Genomic DNA, 22,296 nt, shown 5'->3' on the forward strand with positions numbered 1-22,296 from the left:
ATTTATATACAGTGACTTAGCAGACTACCCACAGCTAACATTTTGATAATTCGGATAATAAAAATCCATTTTCCAACGGCTTTTAGGTGGTGGAAAACTCCCCAACATTAACAGCTTGGCATTGGCTGGTAAAAAAGGTTCGAGTGGATGGGTTTCTATTTCTGACATTGTTTAAAATCAATAAGTTATAATGCGATTTGAAAAAATAATTTTGACTAAATATCAAAAGATTGTTTATTAAATTTTAGCATAATTACAGTTTTTTCAACGATACAATCCATTCCATTTAGTGCTTTTTTAATTAATGCCTGCAAAATTCCTGCAAAACTTTTGCAAAACTATTATGGAAAATATAGAACGCATTGACCATTATGACAAAATAAAATTATGAAAATTTGGTACTAAAATGGGTGATTTTTCATAAAAAAATAGCGAACAGTAAGTCACTACTGACTTAAAAATATCGTCTAAATACGCTGTTCTTTGGAATGAAAAAGGCACCATAAGATTAATGCCAGTCACTCTCTTAACTGACTGGCATTAACCCAAAGGTGGCTAAAACTAAATGACAGGAGTTAAACTGCGGCATTCTGACAGTGCTTTGTAGCCTATCCCGCCCTTATGCCAATCATGTCTTTGCGCCAACTCATAAATTGGCATGTAGACTTCCCTGCCTACAATTTGCCGTGCATCTTCTGCAGCAAATTTAAAATGGTCATGGATGCCATGTCCCATTGTCGGGCTGATCTTACGGATCACGTCTCCAAACTCTGTCCACCAGTGACTGAGCCATAGCGCATGCAGTGCCATTGAACGTGAGCGATCTGAAACAGCAGTATGGCTTTTCTCTGCTTGAGAAAATAACGCTATTAAGTGATGCACGTATTCCACTGCCACTGGTATAGCTTCATACGGAATATCTTCGATATGCTCTACATTGAAGCGTTGATGCACAAGTTTATAGGCTTCTGAGTAATTTAAGTGCTTGGTTTTAGCCACGAGCATATTCACAGCATTGGTTAGTGGTTCACGCTCTGATTTGTGGGTTTTGGCTAAAATTTCCTGACGATGGAAATAGCAATCTTCCAGTTGCTCAAATACGTCCCATGCTTGGTCGGTATCAAGCATTTTGGCATGTCGGGCTGCGCCACGTTCTGTCCAAAGGATCAGGTTTCTTGTATTTCGACTGACTGTCTTTGAGTCAGTCAGTTGCTTGAATGCTTTTAGTTCAGCACCCTCAAGCTTAAAAAAGTGCTTACCATCTATAAACCGCTCGTTATTGCGTGAATGGTTCTGTTGGATGTTGTTTACATCTGTTCCATAGAAGTCAGCTAACATCGCAGTTGTGACAACTGGAATAGATTTAAAATTGATGATGGAAACTTGTGTATCGTTGATTTGTGCTAGACTATTCATGTCTTTTCTCCGCGAAGAGATTGGATAGAACCCCTTGTTTGATGTGAGAGTCGCAAGGGGTTTTTTTATTTGCAAAATATGTCCAGTGGACATATTGAAAATATATATGTCCACTTGGTACTATGTCAATAGGAATTTTAAGGACAAAGTCATGGGTAAACATTTAGGTGTTGCTTATAATTTACGCTTACCGCCAGAATTAAAAGACAAAATTGCAGTATCGGCTAAAGAACTAAATCGCTCAATGAATGCGGATATTGTGGCTCGACTTGAAGAAAGCTTTTTGAGAAATGAGAGTTCTGCTCCTGCCAGTTCTGATGTAAAAATCATTCATTTAAAAAATGGAAAAAAACGTGTGGTTTATGGAAAGTTGCTCAATACGCTTGATTTAGACTACACACAAGAACTCTCTGCCCTACAAAATGATATTCACCTTTCTCTTGAAGTATTAAGTGGCTCTTCTTTTTGGAATTCATTAAAGTTTTTCAATAAAGATGTTTTAGTTTTTAAGGGTGACAATCATATTGATGTTGTAGATAACGGTAAAAGAAGTCTTGGTTGGTTGGTTGTAGAAGATCATTATGCCAGTACTTAAAAAAAGTGATAAAAGCTAATTTTTGAATATGAGTTATATAAATAGCCATAACAAATAATATCTTGTTATGGCTATTTTAAATTCTTATTAAACGATAATTTTTTCTGAATTATGATAATCACCAATAGATAAAATTAAATCTTTAACAACTTTTTCTCCAGTAAAATAATCAAAATTATTATCTTCTATTTGCTCACCAACTCGCATAAAGTTTAAACCTTTACTTATTCTATAGTAAGAGTTATCAAATCTAAAATATCTATCATGTCCACTTACTCGAAAAAACTTATTCTCAACATCAATAATTTTAAAACTTGATATATTCTTTTTTAAAGGACTTGTTAAGAATTTATTTATATAATTCAATAAAGCTTCTTCACCATCTTTGGCTCCTAGAGCTTTGACTTTATCTAGCAAAATATTATCTTCATTAATCTCATTAATAGAAGATACGATTATAATTCTATATTTTCCATCATATTTAGAAATCTTTTTTAGGAGATACTCGAAGCTTGATGATGAATTTTTAATTTTATCTTCGACAATACTTTTAAATAAATATCTGTCAATTATAGTAATATCTGTGCAATATTTACACAAATCACTAAATTTATTTTTCCAGATTGTTTCTAACTCATCACCAACTACTGTCTTTTTTTCAAAATTATTCTTAACTTCATTAAAAGAAGGTGAAACCAAAATCTGACCAGGTGTTATAATTTCAAAACTGCCTTGAAGCTTAGAAATAGTTCCTAACTCAGTTAACATATAAAAATGATCTTCATCAGAAAATAGTACTTTAAAAAATTTACTATATTCCTCTATTCCATTATACATAGGTTCATGATTAGCAAGCTCATTAAGATTCTTCCAATTTTCTGTAAGTTTCTTTACTTTAAAAAAATTTGGGGATGTTAATACTGCTGTCCAAATTTTCCGGTGATTTTGATCTATTGTCTTTAAGTATTCTTTAAAATCTAAATTTTCTGGAAATACAAATACTCCATATTTTTTCCAATATTGATTTAACTGCTCGTGAATACTTGGATTATATTTATCACACAACAATTTGGATGAAAAACAAGCTCCATCAAACGAAAAATGAACTAACATGCAACTTTATCTCACCCAAAAATTTCATCAATTCGTTCATCAAAAAATCCTGCTGGCCATTCATCCCTAAAACTGCCATCTTCATCAAGTCTAATGTGATGAAGCTTTGAACCATTTGAAGTTGGATGTACATAAACAATTGAGATATCTTCAGGTTTAATTCTGTTATCTTTCATACGTAATAATTTTTGAAGACGCAGCATTAAGGCTTCACTATGCGTTTCAATAATCCATTGATTATTTTTACATGTATCAACAAAAAACTCAGCCAAGTCTGCCTGTAATTTTGGATGTAAATGAATTTCAGGCTGTTCTACACAAATAGTTGAATTTTTTCTAATTATCCCCTCGACAATGACTGGTAAGATTTGACTAATCCCAACCCCCACATCAGAAGGACCAACTACAGTGTTTGTTCTTAAATCCTCTAGTAGTATAGAAATTACAGGGCCTGTTAAATCATCTCCTAATTCTTTAATAAGTATTTTATATGGGATTTTATATTTAAAAAAATAATCATTTATTTTATCTAATAATAATTCACCCTGAGACGAAAGAAAAAAACCTATATTATTTCCATCAATCCCAACACTTATTTCACTATCATTTTCAAGCATATAAATTTTCTTTATTCTTTTTCGTAATGGTCCAATATAAGAAATAGTACTCAGTTTATCTTTTAAATTCGACGCATTTTTAGTTACAACATTATTAACTAATTGTGTAATAGAAAACTGCTCTGGATGTATCTTATAAGTACTCATTGGAGGCAAATCAAAAGACAGTTCTGTTGAAGATGGAACAGAGTAGTTTAATGTGCTTTTGTATACTGGAAGCGTAATCATTTTTTTAATGATGGCTTTATCTATTTTTAATTTATGAATATCTTCAAAAAAGTAATTATTATTATCACTATATTTAAACGATAAAGAGCTTTCATTTAATTCTTCTTTAGTCATTTTTAATGGATTGTTCAAAACTAAATTATTTACAAACTCATTAATTACATTTATTTTTTTCTTTTTAAAATTCATTTCAGAAAAGTACTTGTAATTTTTTAAGAATGAAAAACCTTGCTCACCTGAATCACCGATATATCCATAAACAAATTCAAATCTTTTATGATATTTATTATATTCTTTCTCATTATCTATATAATAATACTCCACATTAAATTCAATATCTTTATTTAAATCATGTTTATTAACAATGACAGGGAAGTTTCCCAATTTTAAATTTAACCCATTTGTAACCAAGCCACCATTCTTATTTGGTTTTAACATTGTCTGTTGCAACAATAGCAATGATTGGATTATAGTAGACTTTCCAGATGAATTTGGGCCATAAATCAAAGTTATTGGCGCTAATTTTAATTCCTGCCAGTCAGAAATACTTTTAAAATTCTTAATAGAAAGCTTTTCAAACATAAAAAATTAACCTGAGATTATTTATAAAATTTTAACTTTATTGAACTTTTTGACTTTCAGCTACAATCAAACTCGCCATTTGCTCAAAGTAATGATTATTCATATAATCAAAAACACTCAAATTTAGATCCAGCTCATTCACTATATTCCTAACCCCATTATCATGCGATACAAGAATAGTTGCATTATTAGCTAATGCAATTCCAATAATCTGTATATCAACTTTAACTTTTTGCCGTGGTTCTTGAGACTTTTGGTTCTGTGGTAGCTGGCGATAATCACGATAAATTTTCGCAGCGATTAAAGCTGCCTTTGCATCAAAGTCTAAATTTTTAAATTTTGAATTAGGCTTTAATAAGCTTAAAGAACGGGCTTCATTGTCATCGCCAGCGATAAACTCAGAAATTACAGGCATGGGCAATGCAATAGATAATTTTTCATTTTGCTTAAGGAATGTATTTAGATTTTTAAATTCAGCCTCATTCTTATTTGTCATTAATAAAGTAATTAAGGCATTCGTATCTAAGATAATCAATCTTGACGCTCCTTCAGCCATTCACCAATTGGATCGTTATGTTTCGACCAATTTGATGCACCTTTTGATCTAAAGTCATCAATCCATTCATCTAATGTCATGTCTTCAATAACATGAAATTTGTGAATAACATATTTTTTCAATATTAATTGATAAGAATTTGATTTCGTTAAGTATGTGGCTTTTCCTTCAAATCTTAAGCTTTGATCAGTATTAAAAAATGGATGTAGTTCTTCTAATAACTTTTTAGAACACTGCGCTGGTACCTCTTCACCATTATTCAAAATAATCGTAATGTGGTCTGACTTATCTTTTCCTTTTTGCAGACGGGTTAGACGGCCATCTAAAGATTCTTCTTGGGTGAAAACATCTTCAGTTTCGACTTCAGGAACGACATATAAAATTTCTTTAGGTTTATAAACCTCATCTTCTCTTAATGTGCCATAAGAAATTTCAGCATGACTAAAACCATACTTACCCAACTCTTTTTGGATACGGGAAATCTGTTTGCGTTTTGCTGTGGTGTCTTTAGTTACATTTAAAATTGCGACAGATTTAAGGTCTTCAGGAACTGTTATGGCGATGGTCGTTGAACCTTCTTTAATTGTATTAAAGCTCGATTGTTTAACACCAACAATTTGACCTAAGGCTGATAGTAAGTTAACTACACTGGAAATTTCTAAATCATGTAAATGTCCATCATGGATTTTCAAAACAAAATCAAGATCGCCAGCTTGTTCTTGCTGAACAGCTGGATCTAAAAGATCTAAACTTTGCTGGGTTGGCTTCCCTTTTTTATCCACTTTTGACATTTCAGATCATCTTAAAATGCTACTGCTCATAGTATGTTCAATATCTTTAGTTTTATAAAGTAAACTTACTAAATTTAATAAATACATCTTTTATGGCTAAATCTATGATTTGTCAACCAACTTTTATTGCTAAATCTGAGATTTGTCAACTAACGCAGTCCCTATTCATTTTTAAGTAGTAAAAAGAACTCAACTTTTTTGTAAAAAAAATTAAAAATTAACCGTTTAGTAAATTTAAGTGGGTTTAGTTAACCTTTATGGGTTGGTGTAAAGCTTTGTATTTTATGTGTATTTAAAACTTCTCAACACAAATTGAACAAATTTCAATATTTCTTTTAGATATTTTTATATATCTTAAAAGTTGGTTTGATAAGACTTAAGTTTATAAATTGAAATGAGATCTAAAAGCACTTTAACCAGAGTGAGAAGAATTGAGGGGCAAATTAATGCGATTCAAAGTCGCCTAGCGGATAGTGATGCTACTTGTACTGAAATTTTACAACAGGTTGCAGCGGTTGACGGCGCAGTAAATGGGCTTATGCGCCATTTGATTGAGAGCTATCTGAAAGAGCGTGTATTCGCAAATACGGAAGAATCTGACCCTGAAAAGTTGGAAGAGTTTTTAACTCTTTGTAAAAGGTACTTATAAAAAACTCATTTGGTCAAACTAATAATAAGAGTAAGTTTATAAAGAACAGCCCGCATTAGCGGGGGCATTTTTTATTCTTTATTTTGTTTTGCTACGATCTGCTCCTCACCTATCTCACAACCTATTTCTACAGCACCGTTTAGTCCAAATATAGACAACAATAATTTAAACATCATTTTCCCCAAGTAATTCTTTATCTATTTGGGTAGATTTGAGTTATGTTTCATGCGGTTCATTCGATCAATATCTGCAGGTTTGTAGCCATGATCCAAGAGATACTTGGTCTTATCATCGGGATAGTCTCTCAGAATATTGACTCTCCGACAAACCTGGTACGATTCATTCCTTCTAGAATTACTATAGATTTCCAATAATTCAAGCCACAAGGTGTATACTCTCACGCGATCATTAATCACATAAATAGACATTATGAAATTCATTATCTTGGCTTTATTTTTCTTTTCTACTTGGGCATCGGCAAAAGAAATTAATTCAATTCCAAATGAGTATATTGGACTCTGGGGTGATAGCGTCCGCACATGCAAAACTAAAGAGCCTAACGGGGGCTTTATGCTCCTTGTAAATGTTACTCCAAAGCTTATTGAGGGGAGTTATGCGGAATCAAGCTTTACATTTAAACCTATTTTTATAGAAGATGACTGGATGCACAACAAAGCTCTACCAACTGCAGGATGGTATGCGCCATATTACGATGAAGATGGTGATCAGCAACAAAAACCAGTATTGATGAATGTAACGCTTTTCAAAGAGCGCAATGGATTGTACATATTGCCATTAGCTAGCACAAAACTTGTAAAATGTTAAAAAGAAGCCCGCAATCAGCGGGCTTTTTTAATAGAAAGAAATTAATAAATAATACCATCCCACCAACCACGCACATCTCTGTTGGTAGTATATGAGGCAGTGTTACCTGGTTTCAGTGTGTAGTTGCAGGTGTAAACTGTTGCATACTGACGGCCAGTTCTTGCATGTGTCAGATAATTGGTTTGTACCGCTCTTCCAGTAGAACAACCAGATAAGCTCAAGGCTTCTGATAATGTCGTATAGGAGGTTGATAGTCTTTGTGTTGGTCCATCACATTGATATTTACCTGAATTGGTCTCCCAACAAACCGCAAGTGCTGTATTAGGAGAGTCATCAGCTATTACTTGCGTGGATCCAAAAATTGAAAAACACATAGTTATAGCTGCAAATAATTTTAAAGTCTTCATCTTTAATTCCCCTTAAAAAATTAACTCTGAAATGCTGCTTAAAATTTCATATATAGCATGACTATTTAAATAGGGATACTCCCAATATTAGGATGTCTTTTGGATGACGCTTCGATTAATTTAGTAAAAGTGTTGCTATAAAGGGACTTAAAAATGAAAAAAAATATTCTGGGGATAATAGCGCTTTCAGTTATATCCATGTGTACATTTGCGGCTACAGATGGGGTGTACGCTATTCAAAATGGCTACTACTCTATCAATGTTAAATTCGCAGAAAATAGTCTCACAATTGTTGAGCCTAATAAAACATCCACTTATCTAAAAGATACGAGTGGAAATTATATTTTCACAAATCCAACCAACAACATTACTTATGGTATGCGTGTTGTGGATGACAAAACTATAGAGGCATACAAGCCAGGTGTTCCAAACTCAACAACGGTTCTCACATTACAATCTGCATCAGCCAAAGCCTCAAGTGAGGATAAAGGTAATCAGATGAAAGCTCTTGCTGATAAATATTTTAAACTTGCGGAATCAGACAGTAACAATGTTCACACGTGGGCAAATTGTGCCTCTGTAGCTTTGGCTTATTCGAGCCTGTCTTTGGAAAAAGCAAAAGAAATGGAGTTACAAGCAGCGACTTTAATTAAGTTAAGTCAATCGCCTGTAGCAAACTCATCTCCTTGCTCTGAAGTAATATCTAATAAAACTTGGATATCCGCTCCAAGCTATTAATAAACAAAGTAAAGTTAAGCAAAAGCCCACTATTAGCGGGCTTTCTTATACGCATTACCGAGTTTTACATCATAAGAATTCTACCTAAAACCGTTCTAAAATCATCTCCGCGACTTCTTTGCCCCAAATTTGGTAAATTTCTTTACTTGGATGAAAACCATCTTTTGCCATTTCTAAATTCATGGATTGATATTTTCGAATATCATATTCAATCCACTGCATATCTTCTTGTTGTGCAATCATTTTTTCTAATTGTAAGTTCATTTGTTTTGCGTATTGTCCAAATAGCCAAGATAATGGATTGGGCAATGCGGGAAATAAATGCATTGGTGGAACCCCCGTAGCAATGATTAATTCAGGTTGGAATTTCGCTTGAATAAGTTGATAAAAATGTTGCTGTTGTTTAATCCAAGTCTGTGCCGACATTAAGCGTGTTACATCGTTGACACCAACAGAAGTAACCACAACATCATATTTTTGATTTACCAGTTTTTTCGTTTTTTGAATGACTTGTGAGGTAGTATCTCCAGACTGCGCCTCTAAACGCCAATGTACTTGGTACTGATGCTGCAAAGCAGAAATCACCGCACCTAAAAGCGCATCATTTTGATGTGCTACCCCAACGCCTGCAGCGGCAGAATCGCCTAAAATCAATAATGACAGCGTTTGCCCTTGCCCTGTAATACCTTCTCGTGCGCCTTCGGCTTCAGGCAATCGGATCGTGTTCTTTTTAACACGACTTCCCTGAATCACCAAAGCGGGAATTAAGGCAAGGGTTGCTGTTCTAAGCCACATCACATTTCACTCTTAAATACGAAAACCGAAAATACAAATTTTAAACCCAAACAAAAGTAGAGACTCAAATATAAAAATAGCATCGTGTCATTTAAAGTGATTGCATTCATCATCAGCTTTAAATTTCAGGATGCTACTCAAATACTATGATATCGCTGCTATTTAGCCGAGTTTATTGACCAATTTTAATGGTAAAACTTTCATAGCTAAGCCCAATGGCAACCATGGCCATTTAGGTACATAGGCTTTAATTGGCGCTTTTTCAATTTCTGCAGCAAGTAAGCGTGAACCTGTTTTTTCATCAACTTCAAAAGGCAGTTTTTTTGCACCTTCGTTGATTTCGGTACGAATATAACCAGGGAAAATAGTCGTAACTTGAATAGGTGTATCAATTAATTCTGCACGAATTCCTTCTGCTAAATGTGCTACTGCAGCTTTACTTGCACCGTAAGCAGTAAGATGTTTTGGCATACCACGAATGGCACTCATAGATGAAATCATCACCAAATGCCCTGAGTTTTGCTCACGGAAAATTTCAACCGCGGCTTCACACTGCGCCAAAGCTGAAATAAAGTTGGTTTCTACTGTGGCTTTGTTGATGGCAAAATTACCTTTACCAATGCGACGTCCTTCGCCCACGCCTGCATTGACAATAATGCGGTCAATTTGTCCAAAATCTTGTTTAAATTCACGAAACACCTGAAACACCTGATCATAATTGGTGACATCCAGCGTTTTTGCAATAACACGAATACCAAACTGGCTTTCCAGTTCTTGTTTCAGCGTTTCCAAACGCTCTAAACGTCGGGCGCAAATTGCAAGGTTATAACCCATTTGAGCAAATTCACGTGCCATACCCGCACCAATACCTGAACTTGCACCTGTAATTAGAATTGTTTTTGTCATGGTTTGATCCTTAAATCCAAGTCAATAAATTTGAGTTTTCAGCTTTAATAAAATGATGTTCATTCAAGCTTAACAGTTGTGGTTCACTGCCGACCAAACGTAAAGTGGTGATACTTGAGTTAGTAATTGCCCAGTTCAATGCAAAGGTTTTATTGGGCGTTAAGCCTAAAATTTTACCTGCAGCCACAGAAATCACACCACCAGAAGTAAATACCACAGCATATCGTGGTTGTTTTTGGGCTAAGTCATCACATAAATGCTGCAATGCATCTTCGACACGCTGTTTAAAATGCGGCCAAGATTCTTCATATTCATGGTGATATTCACCGCCCGTCCAGCGTTCTATCGCACCTTCAAAAATTTTTGCTAAATATGCACGAGGATTGACCTCTTTGGCGACATCTTCTTTCATCAATTCAGGTTGATTAAAACGCGGTTCATACTGCGCGAAAACCTGTTGATGATTAAACTCGTTCCATGCACTGTCGGTATGAATTTCGACCTCAGGAAAACATTCTGCCAAAGCCAGTTGTGCAGTTTGCTGATGGCGCTGCATTGAACCAGCCACCACATAGGGTGCTTCTTTTAAAATGCGATCAAAATAACGTCCGAGCAATTTGGCTTGTAACTCACCATTAGGCGAAAGTTGATCATAACTTTCTGCCCCAAAAGATGCTTGCCCATGACGAATTAAATAAATGGTGGTCATTTCGGCATCAATTCCTTAAATTTGGCGATATATTTTTGTGCTAGTTCATTTGCTTCCAGTTTTTGTAAACCAATTAACTTTAAGGCACGAATATGCAAAGCATGAATGACAATCCAGAAATCCTTAAATGCAGGATTATTGGTTTGCTTGTGGAAATAACGATAATAAATTTGCTGGGCGATCACCGCTAAACGGAAAATTCCAAACACTTCATAGAATGTCCAGTTATCGGTGCTCAAGCCTGTTTTTTGCAAATAATAGTCCACCACTTGCTGACGTGTGAACATGCCTTTTAAGTGCGTTGGTTGACGACGGGTGGCTTTAAAAATTTGATTATCGGTATCTTCAACCCAATATGCCAAAGCCGAGCCTAAATCCATGAGTGGATCGCCCAGTGTTGCCATTTCCCAGTCCAAAACGCCAATCACTTGAGTCGGATGTTTCGGGTCTAAAATCACATTATCAAAACGCCAGTCGTTATGAATAATGCAGGTTTTTGAATCTGCAGGAATATGGTCTAACAACCATTTACGCACATATTTAAAAGATGGCACGTTGATGGTATGTGCTTTGGCATAGCGTGCATCCCAACCTTCTATCTGACGTCGGCAATAACCATCACCTTTCCCTAATTTTTCTAGCTCAGTTCCTGCATAAGGTACTTGATGCAGCTCAATCAGTTTATCAATGACATTTACACAAAGTTCATGTACTTGAGTTTCGCTAAAATCAAGCTCTGGTGGCAATTTTGCACGTGGGATAATGCCTTCAATACGTTGCATCACGTAAAAATCGCAGCCAATTACAGCTTCATCCTGACACAACGCCACCATTTCAGGTAACACAGGATAAAACGGGGCTAAATTCTTTTGCACATGATATTCACGCGCCATGTCATGTGCAGATTTAGCTTTAGTACCTTTGGGCGGACGACGCAAAATTAAATCAGCATTGCTGTACTTAAGGCGATATGTCCAGTTCGATGCACCGCCTGAATATTGTGTGACTTCTACAGGTTCTACGACATCGACATTTTGTTGTTTTAACCATGCTGTCACTGCCTGAATATCGAGTTCTTCGCCTTCGCGTACTGTGCCGCCTACATCAATAACTGACATTATTTTTCCCTAATTTTCCAATTTTTTTAATCTAACATAGATTTTCCGTGTTCTCTTGAGATGTATCGGCAATATCAGAAATATTGCCGAATACACTACCAAGCGACACAATAAAAAATTCGCAACTGACTTATTTTTTGCGGCTGCTACGATAACCACGTTTAGCCAACTCAAGTTTGGCAATCATGCCTTTGTGTACTTCGTCTGGTCCATCGGCAAGACGTAAACTACGCGCTTGGGCAAAGAAACCTGTCAACGGTGTATCTCTAGATACGCCTGCACCACCATGAATCTGCATCGCCATATCAACTACTTTTTCCAAGACACTTGGTGCAACCACTTTAATGGCAGAAATTTCGGTAAGTGCTGCCATATTGCCTAAAGTATCCATTTTATAGGCTGCATAGAGAGTTAATAAACGTGCTTGGTCAATCGCCACACGTGCTTCCGCTACACGCTCCAAATTGCCACCGAGTTTCAGAATTTCCTTGCCAAATGCGGTACGACTCATGCCACGGTCAATCATCAACTCCAAAGATTTTTCGGCTGCACCAATACAACGCATACAATGGTGAATACGCCCCGGACCTAAACGACCTTGTGCAATTTCAAAACCTTGTCCTGCACCGCCAATAAAGTTGGCAACAGGCACACGCACGTTATCAAAACTGACTTCGCCATGACCGTGTGGCGCGTCGTAATCACCAAATACAGGTAACATGCGTTGAATTTTAACGCCCGCAGTATCCACAGGGACTAAAACCATAGAGTGTTGATGATGACGGTCTTTGGTTTCATCGGGTGTATGCGCCATAAAAATAATAATTTTGGCATTTGGATCGCCCAAACCTGAAGACCACCATTTAAGACCATTCAAGACAATTTCATCGCCGTCTACGACTGCTGTTGCCTGCATATTGGTCGCATCACTTGAAGCCACTGCAGGTTCAGTCATACAAAACACAGAACGAATTTTACCTTCAAGCAGCGGTGTCAGCCATTCTGCCTTTTGTGCTTCAGAACCATAGCGCCATAAAACTTCCATGTTGCCGCTGTCGGGTGCATTACAGTTAAATACGGTTGGCGCAATCAAACTGCGTCCACTCAACTCTGCAATGTGTGCATATTCTTGTACCGACAAACCTTGTCCTAATTCTGGACAAGGTAAAAACATATTCCATAAACCTGCAGCTTTGGCTTTGGCTTTTAATTGTTCTAATTGTGCTGGCCATTGCCATTTAGTCCAGTCACCACCCTGATTTAATTCGTGAACTTCTGCCCAGAATTCAGCTTCAATCGGCTCAATTTCTTTGGCAATAAAGGCTTTGGTACGTTCTATATAGTCTTTGGCGCGTGCAGATAGCTCAAACATGGTTCAAATCCCTTAAAATATTGTATTCATTGCTTTACAACACCTTAACTTGAAAAGTAATATGAACAAAATGATTTAATTCAATAAAACACTATGAATCATGTTCATAACAATGCAAAAGTTGATCTTACCGTTTTTCATCGTTTAGACATCAATTTATACCCGATGTTTGTTGCAATTTATGAGCAGCGCAGTATTTCCAAAGCTGCACAAATTTTGTGTATTAGCCAATCTGCCGCCAGTCATGCTTTGCAGCGTTTAAGACAACATTTACAAGATGATTTACTGGTGCGAAGTGGCAATAAAATGCTGCCTACGCCTTTTGCCGAGCAAATTTATCCGACTATTAAAAATGCCTTGTTGGCGATTCAAAGTATTGCAATACAGAAACAGCAATTTGAGCCGAATATGTTGCAATCGCTCAAAATTGCTATCCATGATGAAATTGAACCGATTATTTTTCCTAAATTGGTGGCGCATTTTCAAAAGTTGAACTTGGATATTCAATTTCTGAGCCACAAATTAGACCGCAAAACGGTTTTGGCAGATTTAGCAACACAACAAATTGATTTTGTAATTGATTTAGAACAAAACTTTGGCGATAAAATTCAGTTTCAATCCTTAGTTCAAGACCAATTTGTGGTCTGTAGTTCACAACAAGAAATGAATACTGCACTTTATTTATCTTCTGCACATATTGGGGTTTCATCACGGCGTACTGGTATGTTGCTAGAAGATATTTATTTGCATCAAAAGCAATTATCACGGCAGGTTTTTTTACGTTGTCAGCACTATTCTACGGCGTTACAGATTTTACAGCAGCATCCTCAAGCCATACTAACTATTCCTAAAATGATTTTAAAGCATTTGAATATGAGCCAAAAATTGAATATTTTTGATGTGCCTGTAGACTTGCCTGTAATTAATATGGGGATGTATTGGCATAAAGATTTACAGGAAAATTCAAGGCATTATTTCTTAAGAGAGGAAATTTCTAAAATCTTTGCTTAGGCTATTTTGAATTAATCTTGAATTTGCAAGTGGTTGCTAATCGTCTTGTATGATTCTATAAAAAATAAAAGCCGCCGAGACAGCTTTTTAATATGGGTTTGTTCTTAAAACTTCGCTTCCAATACTTTTGTAGATACTTTGCCTTTCCATAAATCACGCAAAATTGGCAAATAGAACTTTTCACCTACTTCTACCAATTCAGCATCAATTAAGGCATGTGTTTCATGCATAAATAAGTAATCTAGCTCCACAGTTTGTAATTGTTGTTGTGCTTTGGCGAAATCTTTACGTTTTTGTTGGGCTTGTTTCACCAACTGATCTGCAAATGTCTTGCCTTTGAACTGACTGAGCGCATTTAAACGTAATTCAATTACGCCCCACCCACTGAGCAGCAATTTAAATAACTCTAAATCTGTAGTGGTCGACTCCCACGTCATTTCTTCCAGATTTTCATTTTCAGGCAATACAGGTAGTAAAAGCTCCATCACACTTGGAAAAATCTTTTTAAAATTCAAGATGAATTTAACAGGCTGCTCACCCGGGTAATCTTTAAATTGCACGTGTTGCTGAATATCCGTTAAATAAATTGAGAGCATTGAAAATTTCCGTAGTTAAGATATTGAGTTGCTTATAAAAAAATTAAATTTTGCAAAATAAATGCAAAACTTTAGCAAAACAGTATTTTGAAGTATTGCGTATTCTAGCAATTATGGCAGCTTATTCAATGTAAGTTGAATAAGGAACGGACATAAAAGAAAGCATCTAAAAGTGGTTAATGCGACTAAATGACGGGTTTTGAACTATTACATTTAGATAGCACCTTGTAGCAGCCTATTCTGCCGTTATGCAAATTATGTCTTTACACCAACACATAAATTTAAAATCGTATTAGGATGAATTACCCCTCTACATTCAAATTAGGTGCAATAGAAAACCCAGCATTTAGCCTGGGTTTAGTATATTTTACTTGATTAATGCAACGCCATTTCCGCGCTTTTAGCTAAGAATGCCGAACGGCTTAAATGTTGTTTTTTTGCAACAGCATCAATACGTTTCACTAAAGCTTCTGGCATGCTGATATTAATACGAATAGACTTTGTATTTACTTTTGTTGTATCAATATCAACTAACAACCAAAACCCCCCCTCAAATCGCTCATCACCTAACCATTGCTCTGGGCTTGATGGTTCTGGTAACGGAATATCTTCACCATCAAAGTGAACTTCAACCGCTTCCTGTGCCATGCGCTGAATATCTTGCAACTCATCTGCTGCGCTAAAGCATCCATCAAAGTCAGGAAAGGTTAAACCGTATGCGCTATCTTCATCTTTGTGAACATATACTGGATATAACATTTTTACCTCCACTCCCAACCAGCCTGTTTATATATATTGCGTAGAGTTCCTATTGGCATATCTTTACGTGGATGTGGTACCACAACATGCCCAGGCTTTTCAGGATGCTTATACTTTTCATGGTCGCCTTTACCACCCACTTTGTACCAGCCTTCCTGCTCAAGACGCTTAATAATGTCTTTGCTGTTCATTGTGTAATTATACACAACATAATTTTAATAAGGAAGGATGCCCAAAATTTTCCCTGATTTTCATAAACAAAGTCTGTGTCTACCTCGCATCATGTGCAGACAAACACAGACCTTGAATTTGTTTAAAACTGATTACTTGGTATTCGGTGCAATCATTTGTTCAGGACGTACCACTTCATCAAACTGCTCTGCTGTGACCAAATTCAGCTCTACTGCAACTTGCTTTAAGGTTTTATTTTCCTTATAAGCTGTTTTAGCCACCTTCGCTGCATTCTCATAACCAATTACAGGATTCAAAGCGGTCACTAACATGAGTGAATCATGCAAAAAGTGATCTATTTTTTCACGGTTTGCTTGAATGCCAACGGCACAATGCTCATTAAAGCTATTGCAGGCATCACCCAAGAGTTGAATAGATTGCAATAAGTTATATGCGATCACTGGCATAAATACATTCAGCTCAAAATTGCCCGATGCACCAGCCACGTTAATTGTGGTGTCATTGCCCAATACCTGTGCAACTACCATGGTCATTGCTTCGCTTTGTGTTGGATTAACCTTGCCCGGCATAATACTTGAACCAGGTTCATTTTCTGGAATACGCAGCTCACCAAAACCACAACGCGGGCCACTGGCTAACCAGCGAATATCATTGGCAATTTTATTTAAACTCACCGCCAAAGTTTTTAATGCACCTGAAGCAAATACCGCAGCATCACGCCCCGCCAAAGCCTCAAACTTATTTGGTGCAGTCACAAATGCTAAGCCTGTTAGCTGTGCCAATTGCTCCGCTGCCTGTACCGCATAATCAGGATGTGCATTTAAGCCTGTACCGACTGCTGTACCGCCCAATGGCAACTCATACAAGCCTGTTAAAGCCTGTTCTAGACGTTTTAAACCATGATCTAGCTGCGATACATAGCCACTAAATTCCTGCCCTAAAGTTAATGGTGTCGCATCTTGTAAATGTGTACGTCCAATTTTGACAATTTCAGAAAATTCTTCACTTTTGGCATGCAACGTATCGCGCAAACTCTTTACTGCAGGAATGAGCAGTTCATTAATTTGCAAACTCGCTGCCACATGAATTGCAGTTGGAAAAGAATCATTGGTCGATTGGGCGCGGTTGACATGATCATTCGGATGTACAGGCTTTTGCGCACCTAAAGGATTCCCCAGTTTTTGATTGGCGATATTGGCAATCACTTCATTGCAGTTCATGTTACTTTGCGTACCCGAACCTGTTTGCCACACCACCAAAGGAAATTGACTGTCCCACTGCCCTGCAATGACTTCATCTGCTGCACCGACAATGTATTGCGCCAACTCTTGCGGGATTTGCCCTAAGTTTGCATTGGTGATTGCCGCAGCTTTTTTAACCAAACCCATAGCGCGAATCATGGCGCGTGGTAAACGCTCATTGCCAATTTTGAAATTTTGTAAGCTGCGCTGAGTTTGTGCGCCCCAAAGCGCGTCATTCGGAACTTCAACCTCACCCATGGTGTCATGTTCAATACGTGTTTGCATGTTCAGCCTCATTCCTTCGTGATTTCAATGATGTCATGTGCTCTTATCTCGATCTTATAAAAAACAGACAGCCTAGTAAATGATAATTATTATCAATAATTCCGTTGCATTGTATCTGTTTCAGCTATGAGGCTTCGTGAATCGCATCTCAACGAATTTTATAGCGCTTACTTTTAATGCTTAAGCGTATTTTGATAAAAACGCCATTCATCCTCTAGCATTTTTTCCAGACTACGTTTTGGCTGCCAGTGTAAATATTGTTGTGCCTTATCTACGACTGCACCTAACTGATCTAACTCAGGATATTCATAATGAATTGCAGGAACTGTAGCAATTTCAGTGTCAGTGACTTCACTAATACGTGCAAGTAATTGTTGAATTGAAACCACTTCTCCCGCAATATTAAAAGCTTCACAGCTATGCGTTTGCTCAAATAACCAATGCAGGCTTGCAATCACAGCATCACAGGCATCGAGTACGTGCACAAAGCTACGTTCTACAGTTTGATCTGCAGTATTAGCTTGCTGACGTAATTCAATCGCTTCACGCTGCTGTACTGCGACTTGCATCGCCAAAGGAATAATATTTTTAGGTAACGGAGCAACGACTTCACCTAAAATGCCGTGTTCAAACGCGCCAGCAATATTACTCAAGCGCAAAATAGCGATATTCCATTCATTGTCGGTTCTAAAAGTATCTTGGATGATTTCTTCAACCATCTGCTGAGATTTTACATACGGATTGGCATAGGTGTAATTAAAGCTCTGGCTTTCTTCCAGACTCAATCCCGACTTACCATAGACCGCGATACTTGAAAGATGCACCAAACGACGCACGCCTGTACGTTGCATAGAACGCAATAAACTCATAATACAACTGACGTTATCGTTATAATATTCCAGTGGTTTAAGCACCGATTCTTCTAAAGATTTAAACCCTGCACAATGCACCACCGCAGTAATCGAATATTGTTCAAAGACTTTGTTCAGCGCAGGCGTGTTTCTTACATCTAATTTGGCAAAAGGCACATAACGCCCTGCAATATATTCAAGTCGCTCTAAGGTCTGCATACTTGCATTGGATAAATTATCTACAATAATGACCTCTTGCCCTTGAGCCATTAGGCTTAATGCAATGTGTGAGCCTATAAAGCCTAAACCACCAGTCACTAAAATCATTTATACTACCTTTTTTATAAAGTCTGAATGCGCCTTGGCACATTGCATTAGTGAATTTTGATGAGCACCTTATTACTAATAACCTCCGCACCAACCTCTATTCATGCATGGCATGCACTCGGTCTTGCTCAAGCCTTACAACAGAAAAATGAGGCTTTTCGTGTGTTTTTTTATCAAGATGGCGTTGCTGTAGCGAATGAGTTGCAATGGGTACCCGATGATCAACGCAACCTCAAAACAGAATGGCAAAAATTGTCTATTCGTTTACCCGTATGTGTAAGTGCCGCACTGGCACGTGGTATTAGCGATGCAGACAATGCCAAACGCCATCAACTGAGCCAACACAATTTAGCCGCAGGCTTTGAATTGGTTGGCTTGGGCGAACTGGCCGATGCAGTGCAAAGCACAAAACGCCTGATTCAATTTTAAGCGATTCATTTTGTAAATCTGTTGCATTTAAAAGGTAAATTGTGTGAAAACTGTACTCGTGGTTTTACGTCAGGCCAATTTAAACAGCTTACAAGTGCATGAAAGCTTGTCTGCAACAATGGTACTGGCAACTTTTGGTTGTGAAGTCAAAGTGTTATTACAAGATGCGGCATTAAGCCTATTACAGTCGGAACTGGCATTTGATTCACTAAAACATGCTTTTAAAGTGGCATCCAATTTGGTCGATAGCTTTGAGTTTTATGACCTCAGCCCAATTTTGATTGAAAATAAACATGCTAACTCGCCGTTTATCAAAAATACGGTACATGAAATTGAATGGGTGGAACTGAATCGGGAGCTGATTCAAACCTTTGATCGAGTTTTATATTGGTAGGTTGATCGGTGGTTTAACAATCTGATTGATCATTTGACCATATCTAAACATCTAAAGAGAAAAGCATGTCTGACGCAAATTTATATTTAATCCAAGCGAGCTTTGATAGCACCGCAACAATTTTAGCAGAGCTAAATGCCTTGTATGCTCCGCAAGACAGCGTTGTACTTATGGGTGATGCGGTATTGCACCAGCAACATCCACTCTGTGCCCAGCTAGACAAAATATATGTACTGGAAAATGATGCAGAAATATTGAATGGTCATTTGGCGGAAAATGTACAGCCGATTAATTATGCAGCTTTTGCAACGCTGTGTTTAGCACATCAGCGCTGTATCAGCTTAAAATAGCAAGCCGTAATGATATGAAACCAATGCAAAGCATTTTTAAGGGTGAATGAAACAAGAAATGACACTAGAATTAGATCAAGATGGACATTTGCTGGATTACACTGTCTGGAATGAACAAGTGGCGCAAGAATTGGCGCAAAGTTTAGAGCTTGAACTCACAGCTTGGCATTTTGAAGTTTTGCACGCTGTACGCCAATTTTATCAGCAATTTGGACACTCACCTGCAACCCGTCCTTTAATCAAATTTTTAATGAAAACTGTAAGCCCAGAGATTAACAACGCTGTTTTGCAGGAAAAATTTAATACAGGTTTGGTGGCACGGCATTTAAGTCGTTTAGCGGGTATTCCTAAACCAGCCAACTGCTTATAGACAAACTGTTGCTGATTAATACAGCACTGATTTAGGCTTGTTTTAAATTCTGCTGTGCTTGGATGTACTGATAATACACTGGGGTAAAATGTGGTTTTACTTGCTTGGCATGCAGTTCTTCACCACATTCCGAACATACCACGACAGGTTGAAACGTCTTAGCACAATTTTTATGGATGTATTCCACAGGCTTACCTAAACCTTGATCCATCCATTTATCTGCCCAATTTGCCATAGACAGCATTAAGGGATAAAGCTCCAAGCCCTTCTCTGTCAATTTATATTCAAAACGTTCTTGGCGCTCTACATAAGGCACTTTGACTAAAATTTCATGTTCCACCAAACGCTTTAAACGATCTGACAATACATGCCGCGTTACGCCCAAATGTTGTTGAAAATCATCAAAGCGACGCATGCCCATAAAGGCATTACGAATAATCAGCATCGTCCAACGGTCACCAATCACCGACAAGGTTCGTGCAATCGAACAAGGCTGCTCGCCAATTTCATCCCATTTCATCTATGTCGCCTATCCCTCAGTTCACTACCTGCAAGTTAAAAGATTCTACAGTCTTTGCAAAGTTAGTTTTGCATGAAAATTGATAAAAAATGAAGTATGACTTCACAATCTGCTTAAAAGGAATCCCCAGTTTTTAGGGTTTTATACGCCTGCATCTTCAATCTTTAAATTTGTGCTATTCACTTATAAGGCAGATCACACTATTTAGATGTAGCTCCTGCACAAAAAACTTGTTCAGTCATACCTGAAGCCGTGAAACTGTTGTGCTGCTGTTCTAAATAACGCTTTGCCACCATTAACATCACAGGTGCAGGATACAAGTTTGGATTGTACTCGGAAATTTCAGCAATATTTTTATAGGCGTGATAGCGTGCACAAAATGCCTGTTTTTGTTGTTCTGCCGTTGCTTGGCTCGTAGGATCATCCAATATTTTTTTGCTGTCATTCACAATTTGCGTGTATTGATTTAACAAATCTTGATATTGTGTTTGGGTCAACCCATTGGCTGTATGTGGAATTGTAATAGGTGTAGATGATGCTTCAAGTGCCAACTGCTGCGCTTGAATACCTTGTGCCATTACGCTCAGACTTTGCAGTCCAAGCATAATGCTCACCGATATTTTTGCCATGTTCGACATGCGCATAAGCTTAAGACTCATCGCCTTCTTTCCAGACATCTTCATAGTCATCAGCATCAATCATAAAGCGGTAGCCTTGTTCTAAAGCCAGATATGGAAGCACGTCAGGCAAAATATCTTGCAACTCGCGCACAGGCATGGTTTCAAAGTTCACTTCATCTTCACCCAATTCACCGCCATAAATGTACCACGCGACTTTTTCTTCACCTTCTGGCGCTTTACGCAAGCCCACAATTGGGTCTTTATTTAAGGTCTGGACTGCAACTGCGACAACATCATCGCCACTCACTGCAATATAGGCTGAACCAAATTCTTCACAGAGCAGTTTTTGTTCTTCTATCAATTCTGCCAAGGCTGAGTTTTTTTGCTTTTGCTGTGGTTTAGACATGACAATTCTCTAAGATAAGCTGTGAGTATTCTAACGAGATTGTACAGATAGAAAATCTTTATTTTTATCCACTGGAGCGAAAAACCTCGTGGTTCAGCACGAGGATATAAGCGACTGGAGTAAACCATATGAACGACACGAAATGTCGTTTTAAATACTTGTAATATAGTCACTATTAAGAAAAATACTGTTAAAATAATTGGATGAAGACACTCAAATTACGCATAAAAGACAAACATTGCAAGGTGCTAAATCAGTTAGCATCCGAAGTAAATTTTGTCTGGAATTATGTCAATGATTTGTGTTTTAAGCATCTGCAACGTAAACAACAATTCTTTTCAGCATACGACATTGCAAAATACACGAAAGGCACATCGAAAGAATGCAACTTGCACAGTCAAACTATTCAGGCAGTGACAGAAGAATTGGTCACAAGACGCAAGCAGTTCAAAAAAGCAAAACTAAAATGGCGTGTCAGTAATAAAAAATCAGCTAGATGTTCACTGGGTTGGATACCGTTTAAAAAGG

At 37.3% G+C, this 22,296-nt stretch carries 27 protein-coding genes and 3 pseudogenes; 10 read left to right on the plus strand and 20 right to left on the minus strand.

Annotated elements, in window-relative coordinates; translation table 11 throughout:
* Positions 1 to 39: 39 nt before the first annotated feature.
* Both E0H79_RS08920 and E0H79_RS08925 read right to left on the minus strand, forming a co-directional pair.
* Positions 40 to 168, minus strand: a pseudogene (locus E0H79_RS08920) (uracil-DNA glycosylase family protein); the annotation flags it as partial.
* Between the two features lie 393 nt (positions 169 to 561).
* Positions 562 to 1,416 carry an ORF6N domain-containing protein gene (locus E0H79_RS08925; protein ID WP_131261431.1) on the minus strand — a complete coding sequence of 285 codons (855 nt, stop codon included), beginning with the start codon at positions 1,414 to 1,416 and terminating at the stop codon, positions 562 to 564.
* 151 nt (positions 1,417 to 1,567) lie between these two features.
* Here E0H79_RS08925 and E0H79_RS15585 point away from each other — a divergent pair.
* Positions 1,568 to 1,699, plus strand: a pseudogene (locus tag E0H79_RS15585) (Arc family DNA-binding protein); the annotation flags it as partial.
* A gap of 399 nt (positions 1,700 to 2,098) precedes the next feature.
* Here the strand turns inward: E0H79_RS15585 and E0H79_RS08935 are convergent.
* The 4 genes from E0H79_RS08935 to E0H79_RS08950 are packed head-to-tail and all read right to left on the minus strand — an operon-like array spanning position 2,099 to position 5,898.
* Complete coding sequence (locus E0H79_RS08935; protein WP_131261433.1) at positions 2,099 to 3,124, minus strand: hypothetical protein; 1,026 nt, start codon at positions 3,122 to 3,124, stop codon at positions 2,099 to 2,101.
* Positions 3,125 to 3,135: 11 nt separating this feature from the next.
* Positions 3,136 to 4,551: a DUF3696 domain-containing protein gene (locus E0H79_RS08940; protein ID WP_096902558.1), complete on the minus strand. Its 1,416-nt coding sequence runs from the start codon at positions 4,549 to 4,551 to the stop codon at positions 3,136 to 3,138.
* 37 nt (positions 4,552 to 4,588) lie between these two features.
* Positions 4,589 to 5,086, minus strand: coding sequence for a PIN domain-containing protein (locus tag E0H79_RS08945; RefSeq protein ID WP_096902559.1), 498 nt, complete (start codon positions 5,084 to 5,086; stop codon positions 4,589 to 4,591).
* Positions 5,083 to 5,898, minus strand: a complete 816-nt coding sequence (locus tag E0H79_RS08950) for a hypothetical protein (protein ID WP_131261434.1) — start codon at positions 5,896 to 5,898, stop codon at positions 5,083 to 5,085. Before E0H79_RS08950 ends, E0H79_RS08945 begins: the two co-directional genes overlap by 4 nt.
* 394 nt (positions 5,899 to 6,292) lie before the next feature.
* On the opposite strand from E0H79_RS08950, the gene E0H79_RS08955 reads away from it, so the two are divergent.
* Both E0H79_RS08955 and E0H79_RS08965 read left to right on the plus strand, forming a co-directional pair.
* Positions 6,293 to 6,547, plus strand: coding sequence for a metal/formaldehyde-sensitive transcriptional repressor (locus E0H79_RS08955; RefSeq protein ID WP_131261435.1), 255 nt, complete (start codon positions 6,293 to 6,295; stop codon positions 6,545 to 6,547).
* A 429-nt stretch (positions 6,548 to 6,976) separates the two neighbouring features.
* Entirely contained in the window at positions 6,977 to 7,372 is a 396-nt protein-coding gene (locus tag E0H79_RS08965; RefSeq protein WP_131261437.1) for a hypothetical protein, read from the plus strand.
* A 41-nt stretch (positions 7,373 to 7,413) separates the two neighbouring features.
* Here E0H79_RS08965 and E0H79_RS08970 read toward each other — a convergent pair whose 3' ends face one another.
* Positions 7,414 to 7,779 carry a hypothetical protein gene (locus tag E0H79_RS08970; protein ID WP_131261438.1) on the minus strand — a complete coding sequence of 122 codons (366 nt, stop codon included), beginning with the start codon at positions 7,777 to 7,779 and terminating at the stop codon, positions 7,414 to 7,416.
* 153 nt (positions 7,780 to 7,932) lie between these two features.
* Between E0H79_RS08970 and E0H79_RS08975 the strand changes: the two genes are divergently transcribed.
* Positions 7,933 to 8,517, plus strand: coding sequence for a hypothetical protein (locus E0H79_RS08975; RefSeq protein ID WP_131261439.1), 585 nt, complete (start codon positions 7,933 to 7,935; stop codon positions 8,515 to 8,517).
* 84 nt (positions 8,518 to 8,601) lie between these two features.
* Here E0H79_RS08975 and E0H79_RS08980 read toward each other — a convergent pair whose 3' ends face one another.
* From E0H79_RS08980 to E0H79_RS09000, 5 genes are all read right to left on the minus strand, one after another.
* A complete protein-coding gene (locus E0H79_RS08980; RefSeq protein ID WP_096902562.1) occupies positions 8,602 to 9,312 on the minus strand; it encodes an SGNH/GDSL hydrolase family protein in 711 nt (236 codons plus the stop codon).
* Between the two features lie 162 nt (positions 9,313 to 9,474).
* Positions 9,475 to 10,218, minus strand: coding sequence for an SDR family oxidoreductase (locus E0H79_RS08985; RefSeq protein ID WP_004973576.1), 744 nt, complete (start codon positions 10,216 to 10,218; stop codon positions 9,475 to 9,477).
* 10 nt (positions 10,219 to 10,228) lie between these two features.
* The gene (locus E0H79_RS08990) at positions 10,229 to 10,927 is read right to left on the minus strand and encodes a histidine phosphatase family protein (protein WP_004973573.1); all 699 of its coding nucleotides are present in this window, start codon (positions 10,925 to 10,927) and stop codon (positions 10,229 to 10,231) included.
* Positions 10,924 to 12,045: a phosphotransferase family protein gene (locus E0H79_RS08995; protein WP_131261440.1), complete on the minus strand. Its 1,122-nt coding sequence runs from the start codon at positions 12,043 to 12,045 to the stop codon at positions 10,924 to 10,926. Before E0H79_RS08995 ends, E0H79_RS08990 begins: the two co-directional genes overlap by 4 nt.
* A 130-nt stretch (positions 12,046 to 12,175) precedes the next feature.
* Positions 12,176 to 13,417: an acyl-CoA dehydrogenase family protein gene (locus tag E0H79_RS09000; RefSeq protein ID WP_131261441.1), complete on the minus strand. Its 1,242-nt coding sequence runs from the start codon at positions 13,415 to 13,417 to the stop codon at positions 12,176 to 12,178.
* Positions 13,418 to 13,510: 93 nt separating this feature from the next.
* On the opposite strand from E0H79_RS09000, the gene E0H79_RS09005 reads away from it, so the two are divergent.
* A complete protein-coding gene (locus tag E0H79_RS09005) occupies positions 13,511 to 14,428 on the plus strand; it encodes a LysR family transcriptional regulator (RefSeq protein WP_104851971.1) in 918 nt (305 codons plus the stop codon).
* Positions 14,429 to 14,532: 104 nt separating this feature from the next.
* Here the strand turns inward: E0H79_RS09005 and E0H79_RS09010 are convergent, their stop codons facing one another.
* From E0H79_RS09010 to E0H79_RS09030, 5 genes are all read right to left on the minus strand, one after another.
* A complete protein-coding gene (locus tag E0H79_RS09010; protein ID WP_131261442.1) occupies positions 14,533 to 15,024 on the minus strand; it encodes a hypothetical protein in 492 nt (163 codons plus the stop codon).
* Between the two features lie 375 nt (positions 15,025 to 15,399).
* Positions 15,400 to 15,783, minus strand: coding sequence for a type II toxin-antitoxin system HicB family antitoxin (locus tag E0H79_RS09015; protein ID WP_104851972.1), 384 nt, complete (start codon positions 15,781 to 15,783; stop codon positions 15,400 to 15,402).
* Between the two features lie 2 nt (positions 15,784 to 15,785).
* Positions 15,786 to 15,974 carry a type II toxin-antitoxin system HicA family toxin gene (locus E0H79_RS09020; protein ID WP_004973562.1) on the minus strand — a complete coding sequence of 63 codons (189 nt, stop codon included), beginning with the start codon at positions 15,972 to 15,974 and terminating at the stop codon, positions 15,786 to 15,788.
* Between the two features lie 132 nt (positions 15,975 to 16,106).
* On the minus strand, positions 16,107 to 17,501 hold the full coding sequence (gene fumC, locus E0H79_RS09025; protein WP_104851973.1) for a class II fumarate hydratase: 1,395 nt from the start codon (positions 17,499 to 17,501) through the stop codon (positions 16,107 to 16,109).
* A 173-nt stretch (positions 17,502 to 17,674) separates the two neighbouring features.
* Complete coding sequence (locus E0H79_RS09030; RefSeq protein WP_004973559.1) at positions 17,675 to 18,679, minus strand: SDR family NAD(P)-dependent oxidoreductase; 1,005 nt, start codon at positions 18,677 to 18,679, stop codon at positions 17,675 to 17,677.
* 60 nt (positions 18,680 to 18,739) lie between these two features.
* Between E0H79_RS09030 and tusD the strand changes: the two genes are divergently transcribed.
* The 4 genes from tusD to E0H79_RS09050 all read left to right on the plus strand — a co-directional run bounded on the left by tusD (position 18,740) and on the right by E0H79_RS09050 (position 20,222).
* A complete protein-coding gene (gene tusD / locus E0H79_RS09035; protein WP_104851975.1) occupies positions 18,740 to 19,108 on the plus strand; it encodes a sulfurtransferase complex subunit TusD in 369 nt (122 codons plus the stop codon).
* A gap of 43 nt (positions 19,109 to 19,151) precedes the next feature.
* The gene (locus tag E0H79_RS09040; RefSeq protein ID WP_004973555.1) at positions 19,152 to 19,502 is read left to right on the plus strand and encodes a hypothetical protein; all 351 of its coding nucleotides are present in this window, start codon (positions 19,152 to 19,154) and stop codon (positions 19,500 to 19,502) included.
* Positions 19,503 to 19,567: 65 nt separating this feature from the next.
* Complete coding sequence (locus E0H79_RS09045) at positions 19,568 to 19,852, plus strand: DsrH/TusB family sulfur metabolism protein (protein ID WP_004973553.1); 285 nt, start codon at positions 19,568 to 19,570, stop codon at positions 19,850 to 19,852.
* 58 nt (positions 19,853 to 19,910) lie between these two features.
* Positions 19,911 to 20,222 carry a TusE/DsrC/DsvC family sulfur relay protein gene (locus E0H79_RS09050; RefSeq protein ID WP_026438386.1) on the plus strand — a complete coding sequence of 104 codons (312 nt, stop codon included), beginning with the start codon at positions 19,911 to 19,913 and terminating at the stop codon, positions 20,220 to 20,222.
* Positions 20,223 to 20,253: 31 nt separating this feature from the next.
* Here the strand turns inward: E0H79_RS09050 and E0H79_RS09055 are convergent, their stop codons facing one another.
* The 3 genes from E0H79_RS09055 to E0H79_RS09065 form a co-directional block, all read right to left on the minus strand.
* Entirely contained in the window at positions 20,254 to 20,742 is a 489-nt protein-coding gene (locus E0H79_RS09055; RefSeq protein WP_004973550.1) for a winged helix-turn-helix transcriptional regulator, read from the minus strand.
* 200 nt (positions 20,743 to 20,942) lie between these two features.
* Entirely contained in the window at positions 20,943 to 21,401 is a 459-nt protein-coding gene (locus E0H79_RS09060) for a hypothetical protein (protein WP_026438387.1), read from the minus strand.
* A complete protein-coding gene (locus tag E0H79_RS09065) occupies positions 21,391 to 21,768 on the minus strand; it encodes a hypothetical protein (protein WP_096902818.1) in 378 nt (125 codons plus the stop codon). Before E0H79_RS09065 ends, E0H79_RS09060 begins: the two co-directional genes overlap by 11 nt.
* Positions 21,769 to 21,971: 203 nt before the next feature.
* Here E0H79_RS09065 and E0H79_RS09070 point away from each other — a divergent pair.
* Positions 21,972 to 22,296 (plus strand): annotated as a pseudogene (locus E0H79_RS09070) (RNA-guided endonuclease TnpB family protein); the annotation flags it as partial.

The sequence above is a fragment of the Acinetobacter sp. ANC 5045 genome (genome assembly GCF_004331005.1).
GTDB classification, from domain to species: Bacteria; Pseudomonadota; Gammaproteobacteria; order Pseudomonadales; family Moraxellaceae; genus Acinetobacter; species Acinetobacter towneri.

What these genes read in the sequence shown, in the direction of transcription:
- E0H79_RS08925 (WP_131261431.1), bottom strand. Translation starts at nt 1,416, where the DNA reads ATGAATAGTCTAGCACAAATCAACGATACACAAGTTTCCATCATCAAT.
- E0H79_RS08935 (WP_131261433.1), bottom strand. Translation starts at nt 3,124, where the DNA reads ATGTTAGTTCATTTTTCGTTTGATGGAGCTTGTTTTTCATCCAAATTG.
- E0H79_RS08940 (WP_096902558.1), bottom strand. Translation starts at nt 4,551, where the DNA reads ATGTTTGAAAAGCTTTCTATTAAGAATTTTAAAAGTATTTCTGACTGG.
- E0H79_RS08950 (WP_131261434.1), bottom strand. Translation starts at nt 5,898, where the DNA reads ATGTCAAAAGTGGATAAAAAAGGGAAGCCAACCCAGCAAAGTTTAGAT.
- E0H79_RS08955 (WP_131261435.1), top strand. Translation starts at nt 6,293, where the DNA reads ATGAGATCTAAAAGCACTTTAACCAGAGTGAGAAGAATTGAGGGGCAA.
- E0H79_RS08965 (WP_131261437.1), top strand. Translation starts at nt 6,977, where the DNA reads ATGAAATTCATTATCTTGGCTTTATTTTTCTTTTCTACTTGGGCATCG.
- E0H79_RS08970 (WP_131261438.1), bottom strand. Translation starts at nt 7,779, where the DNA reads ATGAAGACTTTAAAATTATTTGCAGCTATAACTATGTGTTTTTCAATT.
- E0H79_RS08975 (WP_131261439.1), top strand. Translation starts at nt 7,933, where the DNA reads ATGAAAAAAAATATTCTGGGGATAATAGCGCTTTCAGTTATATCCATG.
- E0H79_RS08980 (WP_096902562.1), bottom strand. Translation starts at nt 9,312, where the DNA reads ATGTGGCTTAGAACAGCAACCCTTGCCTTAATTCCCGCTTTGGTGATT.
- E0H79_RS08985 (WP_004973576.1), bottom strand. Translation starts at nt 10,218, where the DNA reads ATGACAAAAACAATTCTAATTACAGGTGCAAGTTCAGGTATTGGTGCG.
- E0H79_RS08990 (WP_004973573.1), bottom strand. Translation starts at nt 10,927, where the DNA reads ATGACCACCATTTATTTAATTCGTCATGGGCAAGCATCTTTTGGGGCA.
- E0H79_RS08995 (WP_131261440.1), bottom strand. Translation starts at nt 12,045, where the DNA reads ATGTCAGTTATTGATGTAGGCGGCACAGTACGCGAAGGCGAAGAACTC.
- E0H79_RS09000 (WP_131261441.1), bottom strand. Translation starts at nt 13,417, where the DNA reads ATGTTTGAGCTATCTGCACGCGCCAAAGACTATATAGAACGTACCAAA.
- E0H79_RS09005 (WP_104851971.1), top strand. Translation starts at nt 13,511, where the DNA reads ATGAATCATGTTCATAACAATGCAAAAGTTGATCTTACCGTTTTTCAT.
- E0H79_RS09010 (WP_131261442.1), bottom strand. Translation starts at nt 15,024, where the DNA reads ATGCTCTCAATTTATTTAACGGATATTCAGCAACACGTGCAATTTAAA.
- E0H79_RS09015 (WP_104851972.1), bottom strand. Translation starts at nt 15,783, where the DNA reads ATGTTATATCCAGTATATGTTCACAAAGATGAAGATAGCGCATACGGT.
- E0H79_RS09020 (WP_004973562.1), bottom strand. Translation starts at nt 15,974, where the DNA reads ATGAACAGCAAAGACATTATTAAGCGTCTTGAGCAGGAAGGCTGGTAC.
- fumC (WP_104851973.1), bottom strand. Translation starts at nt 17,501, where the DNA reads ATGCAAACACGTATTGAACATGACACCATGGGTGAGGTTGAAGTTCCG.
- E0H79_RS09030 (WP_004973559.1), bottom strand. Translation starts at nt 18,679, where the DNA reads ATGATTTTAGTGACTGGTGGTTTAGGCTTTATAGGCTCACACATTGCA.
- tusD (WP_104851975.1), top strand. Translation starts at nt 18,740, where the DNA reads ATGAGCACCTTATTACTAATAACCTCCGCACCAACCTCTATTCATGCA.
- E0H79_RS09045 (WP_004973553.1), top strand. Translation starts at nt 19,568, where the DNA reads ATGTCTGACGCAAATTTATATTTAATCCAAGCGAGCTTTGATAGCACC.
- E0H79_RS09050 (WP_026438386.1), top strand. Translation starts at nt 19,911, where the DNA reads ATGACACTAGAATTAGATCAAGATGGACATTTGCTGGATTACACTGTC.
- E0H79_RS09055 (WP_004973550.1), bottom strand. Translation starts at nt 20,742, where the DNA reads ATGAAATGGGATGAAATTGGCGAGCAGCCTTGTTCGATTGCACGAACC.
- E0H79_RS09060 (WP_026438387.1), bottom strand. Translation starts at nt 21,401, where the DNA reads ATGAGTCTTAAGCTTATGCGCATGTCGAACATGGCAAAAATATCGGTG.
- E0H79_RS09065 (WP_096902818.1), bottom strand. Translation starts at nt 21,768, where the DNA reads ATGTCTAAACCACAGCAAAAGCAAAAAAACTCAGCCTTGGCAGAATTG.